General features: G+C 63.7%; 11 protein-coding genes and 1 pseudogene. 10 read left to right on the top strand and 2 right to left on the bottom strand.

Features of this window, described 5'->3' with window-relative positions; genetic code table 11:
* Positions 1 to 4: 4 nt before the first annotated feature.
* From AB4O16_RS07565 to AB4O16_RS07550, 4 genes and pseudogenes are all read left to right on the top strand, one after another.
* Entirely contained in the window at positions 5 to 3,103 is a 3,099-nt protein-coding gene (locus AB4O16_RS07565; RefSeq protein ID WP_460157432.1) for a non-ribosomal peptide synthetase, read from the top strand.
* Positions 3,100 to 13,328: pseudogene (locus tag AB4O16_RS07560) on the top strand (amino acid adenylation domain-containing protein); the annotation flags it as partial. The gene AB4O16_RS07565 and the pseudogene AB4O16_RS07560, both read left to right, overlap by 4 nt.
* Positions 13,329 to 13,472: 144 nt before the next feature.
* Positions 13,473 to 14,903, top strand: coding sequence for an alpha/beta fold hydrolase (locus AB4O16_RS07555; RefSeq protein ID WP_460158040.1), 1,431 nt, complete (start codon positions 13,473 to 13,475; stop codon positions 14,901 to 14,903).
* 141 nt (positions 14,904 to 15,044) lie between these two features.
* A complete protein-coding gene (locus tag AB4O16_RS07550; RefSeq protein ID WP_460157431.1) occupies positions 15,045 to 16,010 on the top strand; it encodes an alpha/beta hydrolase in 966 nt (321 codons plus the stop codon).
* A 64-nt stretch (positions 16,011 to 16,074) separates the two neighbouring features.
* On the opposite strand, the gene AB4O16_RS07545 is transcribed toward AB4O16_RS07550, so the two are convergent.
* Positions 16,075 to 16,356, bottom strand: a complete 282-nt coding sequence (locus AB4O16_RS07545; RefSeq protein ID WP_460157430.1) for a DUF6124 family protein — start codon at positions 16,354 to 16,356, stop codon at positions 16,075 to 16,077.
* Between the two features lie 536 nt (positions 16,357 to 16,892).
* Between AB4O16_RS07545 and relB the strand changes: the two genes are divergently transcribed.
* The 6 genes from relB (at position 16,893) to AB4O16_RS07515 (ending at position 19,922) form a co-directional block, all read left to right on the top strand.
* Positions 16,893 to 17,093, top strand: coding sequence for a type II toxin-antitoxin system RelB family antitoxin (gene relB / locus AB4O16_RS07540; RefSeq protein ID WP_110663123.1), 201 nt, complete (start codon positions 16,893 to 16,895; stop codon positions 17,091 to 17,093).
* Positions 17,071 to 17,520, top strand: coding sequence for a GNAT family N-acetyltransferase (locus tag AB4O16_RS07535; RefSeq protein WP_160387738.1), 450 nt, complete (start codon positions 17,071 to 17,073; stop codon positions 17,518 to 17,520). Before relB ends, AB4O16_RS07535 begins: the two co-directional genes overlap by 23 nt.
* A 268-nt stretch (positions 17,521 to 17,788) precedes the next feature.
* Positions 17,789 to 18,238, top strand: coding sequence for a hypothetical protein (locus tag AB4O16_RS07530; RefSeq protein WP_460157429.1), 450 nt, complete (start codon positions 17,789 to 17,791; stop codon positions 18,236 to 18,238).
* 206 nt (positions 18,239 to 18,444) lie between these two features.
* The gene (locus AB4O16_RS07525) at positions 18,445 to 18,981 is read left to right on the top strand and encodes a glyoxalase superfamily protein (protein WP_160387734.1); all 537 of its coding nucleotides are present in this window, start codon (positions 18,445 to 18,447) and stop codon (positions 18,979 to 18,981) included.
* Positions 18,982 to 19,047: 66 nt separating this feature from the next.
* Positions 19,048 to 19,554 carry a PaaI family thioesterase gene (locus AB4O16_RS07520; protein ID WP_460157428.1) on the top strand — a complete coding sequence of 169 codons (507 nt, stop codon included), beginning with the start codon at positions 19,048 to 19,050 and terminating at the stop codon, positions 19,552 to 19,554.
* A gap of 89 nt (positions 19,555 to 19,643) precedes the next feature.
* A complete protein-coding gene (locus tag AB4O16_RS07515; protein ID WP_160387755.1) occupies positions 19,644 to 19,922 on the top strand; it encodes a hypothetical protein in 279 nt (92 codons plus the stop codon).
* Between the two features lie 30 nt (positions 19,923 to 19,952).
* Here AB4O16_RS07515 and AB4O16_RS07510 read toward each other — a convergent pair whose 3' ends face one another.
* On the bottom strand, positions 19,953 to 21,566 hold the full coding sequence (locus tag AB4O16_RS07510) for a sensor domain-containing diguanylate cyclase (protein WP_460157427.1): 1,614 nt from the start codon (positions 21,564 to 21,566) through the stop codon (positions 19,953 to 19,955).
* Positions 21,567 to 21,862 lie beyond the last annotated feature (296 nt).

Raw genomic sequence — 21,862 nt, 5'->3', positions numbered from 1 at the left:
CGACATGAACACCACCGCCCTCGAACCTTCGGTAGACGTATTCCAGACTTCGGCCCAGCAGGCCTTTTATTTGCGGGTCCAGGAACTGGACGCCCGGCCACTGTTCGCCGCGCTGACATTGCCGGTCGCCAGGCCGGTGGAGGCCCAGGCGTTGCGCACGGCGCTGGAGACACTGGGCCAGCGTCATGAAACCCTGCGCACGGTCTACCGCCGCTTGCCAGGCATGAAGTGGCCGGTGCAAAGCCTGTGCGATGCATTGCCGGTCACGTTGCTGGGCATCCAGCCTTCGCTGGCCGAGGCCTTGAGCCGCAGCCGTGAAGTCATGGTTGAAGATTCGAGCAAGGCGCTGGTGGTGGCGCAGGTTGAAGACCAGGCAGGGCAGTGTTTCATCACCCTGCTGACCCCGGCGTGCAGCTTCGACGAGGCTTCGCTGCGGGTGCTCGCGGCCGAGCTTGCCAGTCTGTTGCGCGGTGAAGCCCTGGTCGAAGACGAGGACGCGCTGCAATACCTGGACTACAGCGCCTGGCAGGAAGAACTGCGCGAAGAAGACATCGGCCAGCAGGGCGCCGCGTTCTGGCGCAACCTGCAACAGCAGTTCGCCGTGGCCCATCGCTTGCCGTTCGAAAAAGCCGTGGAAGTGTCCCTGGCTCGCCGTCAGGCCACGCTCACCGATGCCACCTGGTACGCCGGGGTGCAACGGCTGGCTGATGAGTCGAACGTCGAGGCGCAGCAAGTCGCGTTGCTGCTGTGGAGCGCCTTCGTGGCGCGCATCGGCCAACAGGAAAAAGGCCTGATGGGCTGGCAGGTGGACGGTCGCAACGAGCAGACCGCCGCCACCCTCGGGCGTTTCGCCCGGCGTTTGCCGGTGGCCTTCGAATACCGCGGCCAGCAGACTCTGGCGCAAGCCTTGGCAAGCTTTGCCGCCAGCGTCGAACAGTCGCTGTCGTGGCTTGATTGCCTAAACGAATTCGGACTGAGCGCCGAAGGTACCGCGCCGCTGCGTTACGGCTTCGTCCATCAGGCTGGCGAGGAGGCCGCTATCGAGGTCGACGACGGCAACCCCGAAGTCCTGCGCCTGCGGGTGCTGGGCAATCAGTTGCAGCTGTCGTGTCTGGACGGTGCGCTGCCCGAATCGATGCTGGCCGAGTGGCTGCAGCAGTTCGCCGAGTTCAGTCGCCAACTGTTGGCGTCGCCCGAACTGACCCTGGCTCAGGCTGATCTGCTCAGCGCCGCGCAACGGACCCGCCTGATCGAAGGCTTCAATCCGAACGCCACCGGGCAGGTTTTGCCGTGCCGGTTCCTGCACGAATTGTTCAGCGAACAGGCGCGCCTGCATCCGCAACGCATCGCCCTGAGCGTCAACGGCCAGCGCCTGACCTATGCCGAGCTGGATGCGCGCTCCAACCAGGTGGCCAATACCTTGCGCGCCCAAGCGGTGGCGGCGGATGAAATCGTTGCGGTCTACGGTCAACGTTCTCTGGAAATGGTCATTGCGTTGTTGGGCACGCTCAAGGCCGGCGCTGCGTACTTGCCGCTGGACCCGAACTACCCGATCGAGCGCCTGGCGTTCATGCTCGCCGACACTGGCGCGCGCCAGGTATTGGCCTGCCAGCCGCTGCCGGACGCGTTGCACAGTGAGCGTGTGGTTTCCCTGATGCCGGGGGCCGAAGTCTGGTCCGCCGCGCCAACCGAACCTGCGCCTCAGGGCGACAGCGCCAACCTGGCCTACGTCATCTACACCTCCGGGTCCACCGGCAAACCCAAGGGCGTGATGATCAGTCATGCCAACGCCGTGGCCTCGACCCTGGCGCGTACTGCGTTTTATCGCCAGCCGCTGCGCGGGTTCCTGATGCTCTCGTCGTTCTCCTTCGACAGCTCGGTGGCCGGGGTTTTCTGGGCGCTGGGGCAGGGCGCGACCCTGTGCCTGCCGGACGAAGACAGCTACAAGGATCCGGCCAGACTGGCCGAGTTGATTCAGCGCGAAGAGATTTCCCACTACCTGACGCTGCCGTCGTACCACGCGCAGATTCTCGAGCATCTCGACCAACAGGCCCTGGCCTGCGTCATCGTGGCCGGCGAAGCCTGCAGCCATGCCCTGGTGCAGCGACATCGCGAAGCGCTGCCGGGGGTGACGCTGGTCAACGAATACGGCCCGACCGAAGGCACCGTGTGGTGCTCGGCCTGGGAACTGCCGCTTGACCAGGACGATTACAGCATCCCGATCGGCCAGCCGATTGCCGGCATGCGCATCCACGTACTCGGCCCGGACCTGCAACCGCTGGCCGTGGGCGTCGAAGGCGAGTTGTATGTCGGCGGTGCCGGCATTGCCCGGGGTTATCTGCAGCGTGGCCCGCTGACGGCCGAACGCTTTGTTCCCGACCTGTTCGCCAAGGCGCCGGGTCAGCGCCTGTACCGCACCGGCGACCTGGGGCGCTATCGCGCCGATGGCGTGCTCGAGTATCTGGGGCGGGTCGATCACCAGGTGAAAATCCGTGGTTTCCGCATCGAGCTGGGCGAAATCGAGTCGGCCATGCGCAACGCGCCGGGCATCGAAGACGCTGCCGTGATTGCCCGGGAAACCCCGACCGGTCCGCAACTGCTGGGCTTTGTGGTGTCCCCGGCCGACACCGCCGACATCCGCCTCAACGAGTTGCGCAGCCACCTGGCCGAGGCGCTGCCCGAGCACATGCAGCCGGCGCGCTTGCAGGTGCTGGAGCGTTTCCCGCTGATGCCCAACGGCAAGCTCAATCGCCAGGCCTTGCTCGATCTCGATGTGCGCCGCAGCGCCTTCGTCGCGCCGCGCAACGACCTCGAAAAAAACCTGGCGGCGATCTGGGCCAAAGCGCTGCACGTAGAGCGTGTCGGCGTGCACGACAGCTTCTTCGAACTCGGCGGACACTCGCTGCTGGCCACGCGCATTCGTGCACGGATCCAGGAAGAGTTGAACCTGGCGATCCCGCTCAAGCTGTTTTTCGACGGCGACACCCTGGAGCGCCTGGCGGCGGAAATCGAGCAATTCCGCCAGCAAAGCGAACACCAGGAAAACGATGTAGACGCCCTCGAAGCGTTGTTCGACGAAGTGGATGAGGAACACGCGCGATGAGTGCTGCACCGGACAGAATGATGACCCTGGCCCAGCGTTTCTGCGGCTTGAGCGCAGACGCCCGGCGCGCGCTGCAAGAAAAGATGCACGCCCAGGGGCTGACCCTGGAACTGCTGCCGATCCCGCCACGGGACCGCGCCGTCGACACGCTGCCGGCGTCCTACGCGCAGCAGCGCTTGTGGTTCCTCTGGCAGATGCAGCCCCAGGCCACCGCCTACAACCTGACCGGTGCCTTCCGCCTGACCGGCGAGCTGAACCGCGACGCACTGGCGCAAACCCTGGCGGCACTGGTGCAGCGGCATGAGGTGTTGCGCACCACGTTCGTCTTCGACGAACAGCAAGTGCTGCAGCGCATCCACCCGCAAATGGACACCCCGCTGGTCGAGGCCACTGCCGCCGACAACATCGAGCTGCAACGCCAGATCGCCCTCAACGCCGAGCAGCCGTTCGACCTGCAGCACGGCCCGTTGATGCGTTGCCGCCTGATCCGCCTCGATGCCCGGCAACATGTGCTGGTGCTGACCTTCCATCACATCGTCACCGATGGCGGTTCGCTGCCGATCCTGCTGCAAGAGTTTACGCAGTTGTATGCACAGCTCAGTGCCGGGCAGGCCACGCAGCTACCGCCGTTGGGCATTCAATACGCCGACTTCGCCCGCTGGCAGCGCCTGTGGCTGGAGGCCGGCGAGGCCGAGCGTCAGCTTGATTACTGGCGCGGCCAGTTGGGCAACCAGCACCCGCCGCTGAACCTGCCGACCGACCGTCGTCGCCCGGCGATCCCGAGCCAGCAGGGCGCCAGCGTCGAGCTGGAGATACCTGCCGCGTTGACCACTCACCTGCGCGAGCTGGCCCGCCGCGAAGGTTGCACCCTGTTCATGCTGCTGATGGCGGCCTTGCAGACGCTGTTGCACCGCTACAGCGGCGAGCAGGACATTCGCGTCGGCGTGCCGATTGCCAACCGCACCCGCCAGGATGTGGAAAACCTGCTGGGCTTTTTCGTCAACACCCAGGTGCTGCGCAGCCAGCCCCGGGCCGACCAGCCGTTTGTGCAATTGCTCGCCGAGATCAAGGCCGCGGCGCTCGGCGCACAGGCCCATCAGGACCTGCCGTTCGAGCAACTGGTCGATGGCCTGGGCGTCGAACGCAGCCTGAGCCACACGCCACTGTTCCAGGTGATGTTCAACCACCAGCGCGACAGCAACGGTGCGCAACGCTGGGACTTGCCGGGCCTGAGCGTCGAACCGCTGATCTGGGACGAGAAAACCACCAAGTTCGACCTGATGCTCGACACCGTCGAAAGTGACGATGGCATCCATGCCTCGTTCGTGTATGCCACCGAATTGTTCGACGCCGCGACCATCGAGCGCCTCGGCCGGCACTGGCTGAACCTGTTGCAGGCGATCTGCGCCGACAGCACGGTTGCCCTGGCGGATCTGTCCATGCTCGACGCCTGCGAGCAGCAGGTCACATTGCTCGACTGGAACCGCCGCGCGGTATCGAACAACGATCAGGCGAACGCGTTGTGCGCCCATCAACTGATCGAAGCCCAAGCCGCCGCGCACCCGCACAACATCGCCGTGACCTGCGGCGCCATCACCCTCACTTACGCCGAACTGAACCGCCGCGCCAACCGCATCGCCCATCGCCTGCGCGAGCGCGGCGTCGGCCCGGACGTGCTGGTGGGCATCGCCCTGGAGCGTTCGCCGGAGATGATCGTCAGCCTGCTGGCGATCCTCAAGGCCGGTGGCGCCTACGTGCCGCTGGACCCGGACTACCCGCAGGATCGCCTGGCCTACATGCTCGCCGACAGCGGCACGCGCCTGTTGCTGACCGATTCGGCACTGATGCCGCGCCTGCCGTTGCACGAAGGCATTGAGGTGATCTGCCTCGATCACGCCAGCGACTGGCTCGATGAGGCCAGCGCCGATAACCTGGCGAACCTGACCGCGCCAGCGAACCTGGCCTACGTCATCTACACCTCCGGTTCCACCGGCAAACCCAAGGGGACGCTGCTGCCCCACAGCAACCTGACCCGACTGTTCAGCGCCACCGAACACTGGTTCGGTTTCAATGCGGACGATGTGTGGAGCCTGTTCCACTCCTATGCCTTCGACTTTTCCGTATGGGAAATCTTTGGCGCGCTGTTCTACGGCGGCAAGCTGGTGGTGGTGCCGCACGCGGTCAGCCGCTCCCCGGAAGTCTTCGCCCGCTTGCTGCGTGAGGAAGGTGTCACGGTACTCAACCAGACCCCCTCGGCCTTCCGCCAGTTGATGCCGTTCGCCTGCGCCAACGCGCAAGGCATGGCCCTGCGCTGCGTGGTGTTCGGCGGCGAGGCGCTGGACGTGGCCAGCCTGCGGCCGTGGTACGACGCCTTTGATGACGAGCAACCGCGGCTGATCAACATGTACGGCATCACCGAAACCACGGTGCACGTGACTTATCGCCCGCTGTCGCGCGCCGACCTCGATGGCGCCAACAGCTCGCCGCTGGGCGAACCGATCGCCGACCTGCGCTGGTACGTGCTCGACCCGCGCCTGAACCCGGTGGCCAAGGGCTGCGTCGGTGAGCTGTACGTCGGCGGTGCCGGCCTGGCCCGTGGTTATCACCAGCGCGCCGACCTGACCGCCACGCGCTTTGTCCCGGACCTGTTCGCCGCCGAGCCGGGCGCACGCCTGTACCGCACCGGCGACCTGGCGCGTTACTGCGCCGATGGCAGCATCGAGTACGCCGGGCGCATCGACCATCAGGTGAAGATCCGCGGTTTCCGCATCGAGCTGGGAGAAATCCAGGATCGCCTGCAAAGCCATCCGGCCATCGAGCAGGCACTGGTGCTGGCGCCGCAGGTCAACGGCAGCCAGCAACTGGTCGCATGGTTCACGGCCAGCGGCGACGACAAGGATTTGCGCCAGTCCCTGCGCGAACACTTGCAGGCCGGTTTGCCGGACTACATGGTGCCGGCGCACTTGATCAAGCTCGAGCACTGGCCGCTGACCAGCAACGGCAAGCTTGACCGCAACGCGCTGCCCAAGCCCGACGCAGCTCTGGCGCAGCAGGCTTACACGGCGCCCATCGATGAGCTGCAAAGCGAGTTGGCGGCGATCTGGCAAGACGTGCTCAAGCTCGAGCGCGTGGGCATCGACGACAACTTCTTCGAACTGGGCGGCGACTCGATCATCTCGATCCAGGTGGTCAGCCGTGCGCGCCAGGCCGGGATCCGCATCACCCCGCGTGACCTGTTCCAGCACCAGACCGTGCAGAGCCTGGCGAAGGTGGCGGTGCGCAGCGCCGGGCTGGTCATCGATCAGGGACCGGTGCGCGGCGAGGTGTTGCTGACACCGATCCAGCATTGGTTCTTCGAACAACGGATCGACGCTCGTCATCACTGGAACCAGTCGGTATTGCTGGAACTGCGCGAGCCGCTCGACAGCGGCTGCCTGCAGCAAGCGCTGGCGGCCTTGTTGGAGCACCACGATGCCCTGCGTTTGCGCTGGCATCAGGTCGATAGCGTGTGGCGGCAAGCGCAAGCTGAGCAATGGAGCAGCGCCGAAGTGCTGTGGCAGCGTCAGGCGGCAGACGCCGATGAACTGCTGACGCTGTGCAACGCCGCACAGGCCAGCCTGAATTTGCAGGACGGCCCGTTGCTGCGAGCCTTGCTGGTGGACATGGGCACGGCAGGCCAGCGCCTGCTGCTGGTGGTGCATCACCTGGCGGTGGACGGCGTGTCCTGGCGTCTGCTGCTCGAAGACCTGCAAGCCGCTTACGCTCAGGCACGTCAGGCCGAACCGTTGCGTTTGCCGGCCAAAACCAGCGCCTATCAAGCCTGGGCTGCACGTTTACAACGCCATGCGCAAAGCCCGGAGCTGGCGCAGCAAGCCGCTTACTGGCAAGCGCAATTCCACGACGTGGCGGTGCAGCTGCCTGCCGATAACCCGCAAGGCAGCCTGGCCAGCCAGCATGCCGTGAGCGTGCAAACCGTGCTCGACAGCACCTTCACCCGCCAACTGCTGCAAGACGCCCCGGCGGCGTACCGCACCCAGGTCAACGACCTGTTGCTGACGGCGTTGGCGCGTGTGCTGGGCCAGTGGACCGGTCAGGCTTCGACGCTGGTCAAACTGGAAGGCCACGGCCGCGAAGACCTGTTCGATGACATCGACCTGACCCGCACCCTGGGCTGGTTCACCTCGATTTTCCCGGTCAAGCTCAACCCGGCCGGCGGCCTGGCCGACAGCATCAAGGCGGTCAAGGAACAGCTGCGTGCGGTGCCTGACAAAGGCATCGGTTTCGGCATCCTGCGTTATCTGGCCAATGCCGGCCTTGAGGACCTGCCGTCACCGCAAATCACCTTCAACTACATGGGCCAGTTCGACGCCAGCTTCGATGAGCAGGCGCCATGGCGTCCGGCGAAGGAAAGCGGCGGTGCCGAACAGGGTGCGTCTGCCGAACTGGACCGAGGTTTGAGCATCAACGGCCAGGTCTACGCCGGGCAATTGCGCCTGAGCTGGACCTTCAGCGGTGAAGTGTTCAAAGCGCAAACCGTGCAGCAGCTGGCCGATGCCTACGCCCTGGAACTGCAACGGCTGATCGAGCATTGCCTGGGCGGTGCCGGCGGCCTGACCCCGAGCGACGTGCCGCTGGTGCACGTCGATCAGGCGCAACTGGATGCCTTGCCGCTCGCGGCCAGCCAGATCCAGGACATCCTGCCGCTGTCGCCGATGCAACAGGGCATGTTGTTCCACAGCCTGTTCGCCCCGGATGCCGGTGCCTACGTGCCGCAGATGCGCGTGGACGTGCAGGGGCTGGACGTCGAGGCGTTCGGCAATGCCTGGCAGCAGACGCTGGCGCGCCATGAAGTGCTGCGCGCAGCGTTCTTCAGCGAAAGCAACGGTTCGCGTCCGCTGCAAGTGATCCTGGCCGACGCCAGGCTGCCGATGAGCCTGCTCGACTGGCGCGACCGGCCTGATCTGCCGCAGGCGCTTGAGCGCCTGGCCGAGGACGACCGCCTGCGCGGTTTCGACCTGGCGGCGGCGCCGTTGCTGCGCCTGACCCTGGTGCAGACCGCCGATGACAGCCATCACCTGATCTTCACCAACCACCACATCCTGCTGGACGGCTGGAGCACCTCGCAGTTGTTCGGCGAAGTGCTGCAACGCTACGCGGGCGTCACGCCGGCGCCCGGTGTTGGCCGCTATCGCGACTACATGAGCTGGCTGGGCACGCGCGACCGTGCCGCCTGCGAGGCGTTCTGGCTGGAGCAATTGCACTCGTTCGCCGAGCCGACCCGTCTGGCCGGTGCCTTGCCGGCGCCGGTTGCCGGGCAGGGCGGCGGTCATCGCACCTTGCACCTGAGCCTCGACCGCGCAGCCACCGAGCGCCTGAGCGGGTTTGCCCGTCAGGCCCGCGTGACGCCCAACACCCTGCTGCAAGCGGCATGGCTGCTGATATTGCAACGCTACACCGGCCAGTCGACCGTGGCGTTCGGCGCCACCGTGTCGGGGCGTCCGAGCGAACTGCAAGGCATCGAGCAGCAGATCGGCCTGTTCATCAACACCTTGCCGGTGATCGCCACGCCGCACCCCGAGCGCACGGTCAGCCAATGGATCGATGAAGTCCAGGCGCTCAATCTCAAGCTGCGCGAAGTCGAATACACACCGCTGGCGGATGTGCAGCGCTGGGCCGGTCACTCCGGCGAGGCGCTGTTCGACACCCTGCTGGTGTTCGAAAACTACCCGGTGGCGCAAGCGCTGGAGGAGGGCAATACCAGCGCGCTGAAGTTCTCCGGCATCAGTCACCACGACCAAACCAGTTTCCCCCTGGCCATCGCCGCCGAACTGGGCGAATGCCTGGACCTGCGCTTCAACTACGACACGGCGCTGTTCAGCGCCGAGGCCATCGCCGGATTGAGCGCACGTCTGCTGGCGCTGCTCGATGCCATGGTCGGCGCGCCGCAACAGCCATTGGGCCGCTTGAACCTGCTCGATGCCGCGCAAACCGCTCGGCAGGTCGAGGGCTTCAACCGCACCGCGCAGAGCTGGGCGGATGTGCGCCCGGTCTACCAGTGCTTCGAAGCCCAGGCACTGCAAACCCCGGAGGCCCCGGCCCTGGTGTTTGCCGGCCAGACCCTCAGCTATCGCCAGCTCGACCAACAGGCCAACCGCCTGGCGCACTACCTGCGCAGCCAGGGCGTGGGCGCCGAAGTGCTGGTGGGCATCGCCGCCGAGCGCTCGCTGGAACTGGTGATCGGCCTGCTGGCGATCATGAAGGCCGGTGGCGCCTACGTGCCGCTCGACCCGGACTACCCGCGTGAACGCCTGGAACACATGTTCGACGACAGCGGTGTGCACCTGCTGCTGACCCAGCGTCATCTGCTTGGGCAACTGCCGATTCCGCCCGTCACCACGGCGATCTGCCTTGACGACATGGGCGGACTGCTGGACGGCCTGAGCGACGAAAACCTGCCCTGCGTAGTCGGGCCGCAATCGCTGGCCTACATGATCTACACCTCCGGCTCCACCGGCAAACCCAAGGGCGCGGCCAACCACCATGAGGCCTTGTACAACCGCCTGGCGTGGATGCAGGGCGCCTATCCGCTGGACGGGCGCGACACCGTGTTGCAGAAAACCCCGTTCAGTTTCGACGTGTCGGTCTGGGAGTTCTTCTGGCCATTGATGACCGGCGCACGCCTGGCCGTGGCCGCACCGGGCGCCCATCGCGATCCGGCGCAACTGGTCAGCCTGATCGAGCAGTACCGGGTCAGCACCCTGCATTTCGTGCCGTCGATGTTGCAGGCGTTTGTCCAGGGCGAAGGCTTCGAGCGTTGCGCCAGCCTGCGGCAGATCATGTGCAGCGGCGAAGCCTTGTCGGCGGACTTGCAGCACAGCCTGTTCCGCGTGCTGCCGAACGTTGGCCTGTACAACCTGTACGGCCCGACCGAAGCGGCCATCGACGTGACCCACTGGACCTGCATCGACGACGGCGCCGTCAGCGTGCCGATCGGTTATCCGATCGCCAACCTGGTCACCTATATCCTCGACGACAGCCTGCAACCGCAGGTGCAGGGTTGCGTCGGTGAGCTGTACCTGGGCGGCATCGGCCTGGCTCGCGGTTATCACAATCGTCCGGAGCTGACGGCCGAGCGCTTCGTTGCCAGCCCGTTCGGTGAGCGGGGCGAGCGCCTGTACCGCACCGGCGACCTGGCGCGCTACCGCGAGGACGGCGTGATCGAATACGTCGGGCGCATCGACCATCAAGTGAAGATCCGCGGCCTGCGCATCGAGCTGGGGGAAATCGAAGCCTGCCTGCTGGAACATCCGTCGGTGCGCGAAGCGGTGGTGATCGCCCTCGATGTCGGCAAGTCCAAGCAACTGGTGGCCTACGTCATCGGTGATGCCGACCTTGAGCCACTCAAACAACACCTGCGCAACGCACTGCCCGAGCACATGCAGCCAAGCCATGTGCTGCTGCTCGATCAGTTGCCGGTCACGCCCAACGGCAAACTCGACCGCCGCGCGCTGCCACAACCGGACCAGCAGGTGCGCGAGTACGTGGCGCCGCGCAATGCCGTGGAGTCGACATTGCAAGCGGTGTGGCAGGCGTTGTTCGAAGTGCCGCAAGTGGGCATGCACGACAACTTCTTTGAACTGGGCGGCGATTCCATCGTCTCGATCCAGGCCGTCAGCCGTACACGCAAGGCCGGCTTGAGCATTTCGCCCAAGCATGTGTTCAGCCATCCGACCCTGGCCGAACTGGCCACGGTGGCCCAACCGGTCGCGGCGGATGAAGCCGTGCCGACGGTCGCTGCAATGGCGGCGAAAATCGAACTGAGCGAAGCACAATATCAGACGCTGGAATTGGCGGCGGACGAAGTCGAGGACGTCTATCCGCTGTCGCCGATGCAGCAGGGCATGCTGTTCCACTCGGTGCAGGACGGCGATTCGGGGCTGTACGTCAACCAGATCGAAGTGGGCGTGCGCGGCGTTGATGGTCCGCGTTTCCGTGAAGCCTGGGCCGATGCCGCCCGGCGTCACGCGATTCTGCGCACGGCGTTCCTCTGGGAAGGCGACAAGGAACCGCTGCAAGTGGTGCTGCGTGACGCACCTTCGCTGCTGACCGAACTGGACTGGCGCGGGCTGGATGATCAGCCAGAGCGCGTCCGCCAACTGGCTCTGGAGGAGCGCGAACGCGGCTTCTCGCTGAACCGCGCCCCTTTGTTGCGCCTGTTGCTGGTACGCCTGGAAGACGACCGCTATCGCCTGATCTGGACCTACCACCACATCCTCATGGACGGCTGGAGCGTGTCGCGCCTGATCGGCGAAGTGCTGCGCCATTACAGTGGCGACGAGCACGAGCCGGTGGCCGCCTATCGCGACTACATCGACTGGCTCGGCCAGCAAGTCGCCGAAGCCAGCGAGGCGTTCTGGAAAGGCAAGCTCGCCAGCCTCGAAGGCGCCACCCATCTGGCCCGCGCCTTGCCGGTCAAGGCGCCGCAGGCGGGTTACCACGCGATCTATACGCACCTGAGTGCCGGGCAGACCGGGCGGTTGCAGGCTTTTGCCCAACAGCAGCAAGTGACCCTCAACACCCTGGTGCAAGCCGCGTGGCTGTTGCTGCTGCAACGCTACACCGGCCAGCGCACGGTAACGTTCGGTGCCACGGTGTCCGGGCGTCCGGAAACCCTCAACGGCTCGGAGAACATGCTCGGCCTGTTCATCAACACCTTGCCGGTGGTCAACAGCGTGCCGACCGAGGTCAGCGTCGGTGACTGGCTGCGGGACATCCAGGCCTACAACCTCGACATCCGTGACTTCCAGCAAACCCCGCTGAGCGACATCCAGCGTTGGGCCGGGCAGGGCGGGCAGGCGTTGTTCGACAGCATCATCGTCTTCGAAAACCAGCCGGTGGACCGCACCCTGCGCGAGTGGAACGGCGACTCGCTGCGCTTCGAGGACGTTTCCGACTTCGGCCTGACCAGCTTCGCCATGGACCTGATGGTCAGCCTCGACGAAGGGCTGCGCATCGAATACATGCACCAGCGCGACCAGTTCGATCTGGCGACCGTCGAGGTCCTGCGCAGCCACATGGAAAGCCTGATGCAGCGCCTGTGCGACGACGCCGGACGTGCCGTCGGTGAGTTGGGCTTGCTGACCCTGGACGAAGGCCGGGCGCTGGACGGCGAACTGCCGGTGGTGGCGGACGGCGACGAGACCCCGGTGCACGAGCTGATCCGTCAGCGAGCGCGCCTGCAACCTGATCACACGGCGCTGGTCCTGAGCTATGCCGAGCGTGACGCCGAACAATTGAGCTACGCCGAACTGGACCGGCGTTCCGATGCCCTGGCGGTGCATCTGCTGGAGCAGGGCGTGCAAGCCGAAGACGTGATCGGCGTGTTCATGGAGCGTTCGCTGGAGCTGGTGGTGTCGCTATTGGCGGTGATGAAGTGCGGTGCCGCCTACGTGCCGCTGGACCCGCAATACCCGCAGGAACGCCTGCGCTACATGATGGCCGACAGCGACATGCGCCTGCTGCTGACCCAGGAGCGTCTGCGCGATTCGGCGCAGCTCAATCCGGGCACGGCGATGGTCGCGGTGGACCGCTTGAACCTCGATGTCGAGGTGACGCTGCCTTCGTGTTCCGTGCATGCCGAGCAACTGGCGTACCTGATCTACACCTCGGGCTCCACCGGCAAACCGAAAAGCGTCGCCGTGGCCCACGGGCCGTTGAGCATGCACGTGCAAGCCATCGCCGAGCTGTACGAGATGGACCCGGACAATCGCGAACTGCACTTCATGTCGTTCGCCTTTGACGGTGCCCATGAACGCTGGATCACCGCGCTGATCAGCGGCTCGACCCTGGTCATTCGTGACAACAGCTTGTGGACCGCCGAACAGACCCTGGCGGTGCTGCATCGCCAGCGCATCAGCGTCGCGTGCTTCCCGCCGGCGTACCTGCTGCAATTGGCCGAACACGCCGAGTTGCAGGGGGGGATCCGCCGCCGGTGCGCATCTACTGCTTCGGTGGCGATGCGGTGCCGGACGCCACCTTCGAAAGGGTCAAGCACACCCTCAAGCCGCAATACCTGGTCAACGGCTACGGCCCTACGGAAACAGTGGTCACGCCGCTGCTGTGGAAAATCGCCGCCGACGGCCACTGCCAGGCGATGTACGCGCCGATTGGCCAACGCGTCGGCACTCGCAGCCTGCACGTGCTGGACATGGACCTCAACCCGCTGCCGGTGGGCATGGTCGGTGAGCTGTACATCGGCGGGCGCGGTGTCGCGCGCGGATACCATCGTCACCCGTGGCAGAGCGCCGAGCGCTTCGTCGCCGATCCGTTCAGCAGCGAAGGCGGGCGCCTGTATCGCACCGGTGACCTGGTGCGCCGTCGCGAGGATGGCGTGTTCGACTACGTCGGGCGCATCGACCATCAGGTCAAGGTGCGCGGCTTCCGCATCGAACTGGGCGAAATCGAAGCCCGCCTGCGCGAGCAGGCCGGGATCAACGATGCACTGGTGGTGGTGCGCGACAACGGCCAGGGGCCGCAACTGGTGGGTTATGTGGTGGCGGCGCAAGACGATGGCCTCGGTCCGCGTTGCCAGGTGGCATTGCGCGAGAGCCTGCCCGACTACATGGTGCCGACGCAGGTCGTGGTGTTGCCGCGCTTCCCGTTGACCCCCAACGGCAAGCTCGACCGCAAGGCCTTGCCGGATCCGGCCTTCACCGGCCGCGACTACGTGGCACCGCGCACGCCGCTGGAATGGGCGCTGGCGGATATCTGGCAACAGGTGTTGGGCATCGAGAAGGTCGGCATCACCGACAACTTCTTCGAGTTGGGCGGTGATTCGTTGCGCACCCTCAAGGTGATCTCGAAAGTCCGTGCCCTGAACGAGCCGGGCTTCCAGCTCAAGCTGCGCGACATGATGGCCAAGCCGACGATCGCCGGGTTGTCCGGTGTCGATGAGCAACCCGTGCGCCAGAGTCCGCAACCGCTGTTGTTGCTCAATCAGGTGGTAGGCGATCAGCCGCCGCTGTTCTGCCTGCACGCCGGTTTCGGCACGGTGTTCGACTATGAACCGCTGGCCCGGCGCCTGGATGGCGAGCGCACGGTGTACGGCGTGCAATGCCGGATGCTGCTCGACCGCCAGTGGCACGACACCTCGCTGGCGCAGATGGCCGCCGACTACGTCGAGGCGATCCGCGCCCGGCAGCCCCAGGGACCGTACCACGTGCTGGGCTGGTCGTTGGGCGGAGCGTTGGCGTTGCTGGTCAGTGACTTGTTCGAACAGCAGGGCCAGCGTGTGGCGTTCGTCGGTCTGGTGGACAGCTTCGTGCCGACCCAGGCCAATGCTGTCGCCAGCGCGGATGAGTGGCATGTGGATCTGGCCGAGTTCCTCGGTGCCGCGTTGGGCATGGATGGCGAGGTGATTGCCCGGGCGTTGAGCAGCGAGTCGGCGGGGGACTTTGACGCCGTCGCGCGGATCATTCGCGCGGTGATCGACGGCCAAAGCGATCAGGCCAGCGGCTATGCGCTGCTCGGTGCCGATGAGCTGGCTCACACGTTCATGGTCAGCACGCGCTTGAAGGCGCTGTCGCGGCAGGTCGAAACCTTGCCGATCCCACAAGCCGGGCTGCATTGCTGGTGGGCCGATGGCAACCCGACGGCCGAACGCGCGACCCTGGAGCGCCAGCAGCCACGGTTGCGCAAGGTGCAGGTGGTGACGGCGGGGCACTTCGATATTCTGCAGCGGGATGAGTGTCTGAGTGCGGTGGTGGCTGCGCTGGGTCTGGAGATGGTGCCAGAGTTCTAAGCCGATAAATTGTGGCGAGGGGGCTCGCCACAGGAGTTCGCTCCAGTCTGTGAAGTTCTTGGTTTAACAGGCTCGCCCTAATGAACGCCCCTCCCGGTTCGTTTATTGGGCGAGCTTTTTATTTTTTGGAGACTACCGCCCATGGCACTGCACCCGGACATCGAAGGTTTTCTGGAGCTGGCCGAGTTCGGCCGCCTCAGCGGCAAAAGCCAACCCATGCATGAGCTGAGCCCTCGGGACGCGCGACAGCAATTCGAACAGACCTCACAATTGCTCGATGCGGCCCCGACGGGCGCGTTGACGGTGACGGCGGTCAGCATTCCTGCGCGGGACGGGCATTTGCTCAACGCGCGGCTGTACACCAAAGCGCAACCGGACAGCGAGTCGCGCCCGGTGTTGTTGTATTTCCATGGCGGCGGTTACGTGGTCGGCAGCCTCGACTCCCACGACACCCTGTGCCAGCGCCTGGCGCTGGCAGGGGAGTTTGCCGTGTTGTCGGCGGACTATCGCCTGGCGCCGGAACATCGTTTTCCGACCGCTTACAACGATGCCGAAGACGTGACGCGCTGGCTGGCAACTACCGGTGCCCAGGCATTGGGGCTGGACGCGAAGCGTATTGCGCTGGCCGGGGACAGCGTCGGCGGCAGCCTGGTGGCATCGTTGTGCATCGCCATTGCCCGGAACCCGTTGGGATGGCCGCTGGTACCGCGCCTGCAAGTGTTGCTGTACCCGGTGATCGACGCGGTCAAAAAACGTCCGTCTCTTGCGCGCTTCGCCGAAGGCTATCTGCTCGAAGCCACCACGCTGGAATGGTTCTACCAGCAATACCAGCGCAGCGAAGCGGACCGTGCCGACTGGCGTTTTTCACCGCTGTACGCCGAAAGCGTGCAACGGCTGACGCCGACGGTGCTGTGGCTGGCCGAGTACGATCCGTTGCTCGATGAAGGCCTGGCCTGGGCCGAGAAACTTCGCGCCGCGGGGCAACCCTTGGTGCTGGAGGTAAAGGCCGGCATGACCCACGACTTTGCGCGCATGGGCGAGATGGTCCAGGAAGTGCCGGGGATGCTGGTGCAACTGGCGGCGCAGATCAGCGAGAGTCTGGCCTGACTGCCCCCCTGTGGGAGCGAGCAAGCTCGCTCCCACAGGTTTTCCAGTGATCTGGAAATTGTGGTCAGGGCGGATCAAGCCGATCCAGCGCCCGATTCACCGCCAGTTCCCCCAGCATGATCACCTGCGCAATCCCCAACAGTGCATTGCGACTCGTCCCCTGCAGATGATCCACCAGATCGTTGGCCATGACATTGGCCGACGCCAGCGATTCGCAGGCGTGCACCAGCAGGGTTTCGGTACTGAGTTCGGGATTGACGATGAACATGGAGCTCGGTGTGCGCGGGGTGGCCATGATGTTGGGGCCCGGGTCGGAGTCCGGCGGATTTGGAGTAACCTTGAACATAAAAATCTTCCTCTAGTAGGGAGCCCACAACCATCTCGCTACTAAACGAAAGGGTGGCGGCTGTGCGCAAGTTAGTAGACCGGTGAGGAAGCGAACCGGCGCGCCCGAGGGCGCCATGCACACAGCCACCATCAAGTGCAGACGAATGTCCGACTGGATGAAACTTGTGCAACCGTTCAACCTCATCGGGCTACTAAACCCGATCACTGATAATCAGTGACGGACTCAAGTTACCGACACCCCCCAAGGCGCACAAGCCGGCGGATTCTGGCGTACCTGTAGGCAACGACGCAAGGCGTTGTGGCTTTCACGAAGTAACCTGTAGGCCGCTTAAACAAGCACTATCGAGTGGTCTTTAACCTGCTGTTTTACCTTGTCAAAGAGCGTTGAACTCCTCGGAGTCGGCAGGAAGAGTCCTACGAAAGTTTGCGGTTGGCCCTCGGACGTACAGCCCTTACGATCTGACGCGACGCAATGGTCGGTTAATCCAATGACATTCATCATTGCCAATGACGACAGCGGCTCTGGAGGCCAAAATGAACGCCGAACTTTCCCCCATCGTTTCCGGTCTGGAGACCGAAGAGCAAGTCGCCAGCCATGACCGTTGGTTCCGCGCCAAGGTGCAAGCTTCGATTGACGACCCGCGCCCGAATGTCCCGCATAATCGGATGATGGAAGATATGCGAGCCCTCATCGAGTCAAAGAGCAATATCAATGGACGAATGGGTGATATGTAAAATCTCCGGGCTCGCACCGCAAATCCGCGAGCTGGAAGAGCAGGCCGTTGCAGAAGGCTTCAGGTTCCTCACCCGGTTGATTGCGGAATGGGAAAGCGGCGCCAATCGATTCGATCAGCAAGGTGAGTGCCTTTTGGGGGTGTTTCGCAACGGACGGCTGATAGCCGTTGGAGGTCTTTCATCCGATCCATTTTCCGAACCGGGCGTAGGAAGATTACGGCGGGTGTACGTCGCCCCTGCATCAAGGGGTCGGAATGTGGGCAAAGCGCTGGTGCAGCAGCTACTGGAACTGGCGTCTGGGCATTTTCGCGTTGTGCGACTGTCCACGGACACGCCCGAGGGCGCTGCCTTTTACCTTCGCTGCGGGTTCCAGCCGATACACGCTGAACATGCGACGCATATGAAGTCATTGGTTGAGATCACATAGCCAATACGAAGTCACCGATCAAGTGCCTTGCCAGAGGCAAAGCACTGCGAAGTACGAAAAAACTGCCCGTTAATTGGCGGCATCAAAAAAGGTTTTCACGCAATTCCGGGAAACACCGATAACGCAATGCCTGTAGGAGCCGACTTGCCGGCGATGGATTCAAGTGCACCGCGTTTATCCAGTTCACACGCGTTATCGTTAACGACCATCGCTGCGATGCGGCGACCCGACAAGCCAGCTCCTACAAGATCAAGTGATCTCCAAACCAGTGAAAGCCCTAAAAAACCTCATCAGTTGCCTGATATTCCCCATCGCCCCTGTCGCCGTCATTTATCTCACTTTCGCCCTGTGCAAGGATATCTGGATGGAAAGCTTCTACACGCCCGGCGAGGACGGCGGCGAAGTGGAACCCACGCTGGCGCTCGTTATCATTCCGATCCTGCTGGTAATTGCCGCGCCATTGCTGGCGGGGCTGACAGCGTTGACTCGTTGGGGCACGCGGCGCTTTGAACCCGGTGCCTGGTGGCGATGGCTGATGGCGATTCCACGCGTTGTCCTGGTGGCCATTGCGTTGTTTCTGTTTGTGCTTTCGAGCGGTTTCCTGATGGGCGATACGTTCGGTCCGCTCAGGCATTGGCAGGTGGCTTGCGCATGGGCAGCCAGCGCAGTGACCGTCGGGGCATTTGTGCTTCAGCAACTTTCACGTCTGAGGGAATAGTCCTCAGGCCTCGGGCAGGGTTCTGCCGAGCCATCTTCCGCATCCCGTATCGGCTATGTATCATCGACCCCGGCCCGATGCTGCCCGCCGCTCGCTCCCGTTGGGAAAGGTGAAAGCATCGCCTTTTCATGCGAACCCAATCGCCTCTCTTGACGGTCGAGGTTTGGCAATGCGAGCACCAGAGCATCTCGGCCACAGGAGTAGCCATGTTTTCAATCGAGCAAGCCAAGCAAATGGCCAAACAGTTGCGCGCCTCGCTGGAGGAGCGCAATCAGGCGGTGAGCCATTCCACCGCGCTGGAACTGGTCGCGCAGCAACTGGGCTACAAGGACTGGAACACCGCATCGGCGTTGCTGGCCGAGGCCAACACCCCGCCAGTGCCGAGCATTACCTTCGATAAACCGATCCCCATCCTGCGCAGTTTCGACGAAGCCAAGGCGCGCGAGTTCTACCTGGATTTCCTCGGGTTCAGCGTCGAGTTCGAGCACCGTTTCGAGGCTGACCTGCCGTTGTACCTGGGCATCAGCCGCGACGGGCTGCAACTGCACCTTTCCGAACATCATGGCGATGCCAGCCCGGGAGCGACGGTGTTCGTGCCGATGCACAACATCGAACTGCTCAGGGACGAATTGCAGGGCAAGCGTTACGGCTACGGACGCCCGGATATTGTTCAGCAGGGCTGGGGCAAGGAATTGCAAGTCTACGACCCGTTCGGCAACCGGATTCGCTTCTGCCAATATTGATCAGGCGCAGCGGACCGGGGCGACCCGGTCCGCTTTCAATCACCCGGCATTAAGGATGAACAGGCTATGAGCACGCAGGACATTTCGCTTCAAGACATCGCCGCGCCAGAAGGCGTTTGTTATGGCTGCGGCAGCCAGAACCCACACGGGCTGCACATCAAGAGCTTCTGGCATGAAGACGGCGTGCATGTCATGGCGCAGCATTTGCCGGACGAACAGTTTTGCGGCTGGCCGGACCTGGTCTACGGCGGTTTGATCGCGATGCTGGTCGATTGTCATTCCAACTGGGCGGCGATGGCTTATCACTACCGCGCGGAACAACGTGAAGTGGGCAGCTTGCCGCACATCACCTGCGTCACCGGCAACCTCGGCATCAAGTTCATCAAGCCTACGCCGATGGGCGTTCTGCTGACATTGCGGGCGAAGGTCGAAGGTGAGGTCGGGCGCAAGAGCCGGGTCATCTGCGAGGTCTTCGCCGGGGATGTGCTGACCGCTGTCGGCGACTCGGTTTTCGTTCGCGTCGACACCGAGCAACTGCGGGCCGCCGCGCACGACAACAAGGCAGATCTCTGACCCCGACCTTTGCCGTTCGTCAGCACGTCTGCACCTTTGCCGATGCCGGGTCTTCCAAGGTTTTATACCTCACCGGGATGACTCCAATGATCAACAGAAAAATGCTCGCGCTCATGGCTGCGGGCCTGCTGTCGACGGCTTCGTCTTTTGCACTGGTCACCGAGAACGCGATGGCGGGCTCAGCCGCACCACCGGCTGCCATTCCCGGTATCAACCAGCCTCGGGGCGATGAACCCAAAAACGAGAAGGCCGACAAAAAGGGCGAGGAAGCCTCGGGTTCAAACTCTGGCGCCGAATCCCATGAGATGGAAAAGGACGCCGCGACCTCAAGCGGCTCGATGGACGATGAAAAACAGCCCAAACCCTAGTGGCTTGAGTCGCCAGGATTCGCGCAGGGCCTAGGCCATCACGCGGTTACGCCCGCTCTGTTTGGCAAGGTAGAGACGCTCATCGGCGCGTTTGAGCACGCTTTCGGGCGTCGGGGTGTCTGCGTCCCAGCAAGCCGCGCCGATGGACATGGTCAGCCGGCCAACCTGCGGCACCTCGGTCTTCTCGATGTGTTCGCGTATCCGTTCGGCGATGGTCCTGGCGGTATCCAGCGGCGTGTCCGGCAGGATCAGCGCAAACTCTTCACCACCGGAGCGGCAGGCGAGGTCGCCGGTCCGCGAGTTCTGCTTGAGGATGTCGGCGACCGTTTTCAGTGCCACGTCACCGGCGTCATGGCCGAAGGTGTCGTTGACCTTTTTGAAGTGATCGATATCCAGCGCCAGCACCGAATACGCTTGCCCGGTTTTTTCCAGCAGTTCGAGAACGCCGCCCATGGCCCTTCGATTGGCCAGGCCGGTGAGGGGATCGCTTTGCGCTTGATGGCTGAGCTGCCCGAGCTTTTGCTGGAGCAACTGCACGCCGGTCAGCATGGCCTGGCGAATGGCCGACGCATCGCGGTACCAGGCATGGATCTGCTGCAGTTGCTGCGTCGTTTGCGGCGCGGCCAACTGGTCGGCGGCGGCCGATAACTGGCGCAGCGGGCGGGCGATCAATGCCGTACCCGCCAGAATCAGCCCGAGCCCCAACAGCCCGGCGGGAATCATGCCCAGCACCATGTCGCGCATGAGTTGGCCCAGCGGGGCGAGGCTGCGGTCCCTGGGTTGTTGCACGACGACCGCCCAGTTGGAATCCGGTACCTGGGCAAATCCGGCGAGCATGGGAACACCTTTGTAGTTCGGGCCTTCCAGGGAGCCATGTTCGCCGCGCAAGGCCGCATCGACCGTCAGGCTCCAGCCCAGGACTTCACCGATGCGCTTCTGGTCCGGGTGATACAGCAGCCGACGATTGCCGTCGGCGACGAAAGCAAAGGTCCCTTCGCGATGAAAATGCCGGCTGATGACCGTATGAAAGGCACTTTGCTTGAGCAGGTAGACAGAGCCGCCGACGACCCCGAGGAATTCCCCCGAAGCGTTGAAAACCGGCTGTGAAATGAACACCACCAGGTTGCCCGCCATGGAGGTATAGGCCGCGCTGACCGATGGACGGCGCTCCTTGAGTAGCTGCTGGACACCTTGCGAAGTCAACGTGGCGCCGACAATCTGCGCGGTGTCGGGATAGGCCTGCAGCACTTTGCCGGCTGCATCCATGATGGCAATGGAGTTGAAATCGGAGTCCTGTGCTTGCAGGCGAATGGCTTCCTTGCGCAGCACTTCGGGGTCGTTCCAGTGCTGGCCGAGCGTATTGGCGCTGTAGTTCAGACGACTGTGCGCCGAGTTGAGAAACTCACCGATGCTGGAGGCGACCTTGGCTGCGTAGGCGGCGTTGGCCTCAAGCGTCGTATGGATCAGCGACTGGCGCTGCACCCGGTAGGCGACGTAGAGGCTGTTGCACAGCGTCGCCAGGACCGACAGCAGGACGAAGAAAAGAATCAGCCCTCGCAGGTCGATGGGCAAGGGCCTGGACAGCTTCGCGCGGCTGCCTTGCTCGTTGATGGCGCTGTTGGGTTCATCCGCTGGCGTCGCCATTTTCGGTCCGTGAATGGGAGTGGCGTGAGGGGGGTAAAGACTGCCTTGCAGGATAGGCAGAGCGCGCGGAGTTGTCACATACCCGGCGTAGAAAACAGAATCTGGCCCTTGCGGCAGTCAATGGACTGCCTTTTTTCTCGGACTCGGAATCAGGACAGGAACCTACCATCCGCACTCAACGAAACCCCGAGTGGTATAGCTGCCAAGTACAGCACCACGCCGGCCATGTTCTGGATAGTTCTGTTTTTTATAGTAATTGGTTCTAAAGAACTGTCATTTATAACAGTTTTAATGAG

The organism is Pseudomonas sp. S2_H10, assembly GCF_054668285.1.
The sequence above is the reverse complement of the archived record's forward strand: the minus strand, read 5'-3'. Positions and strand labels throughout refer to the sequence as shown.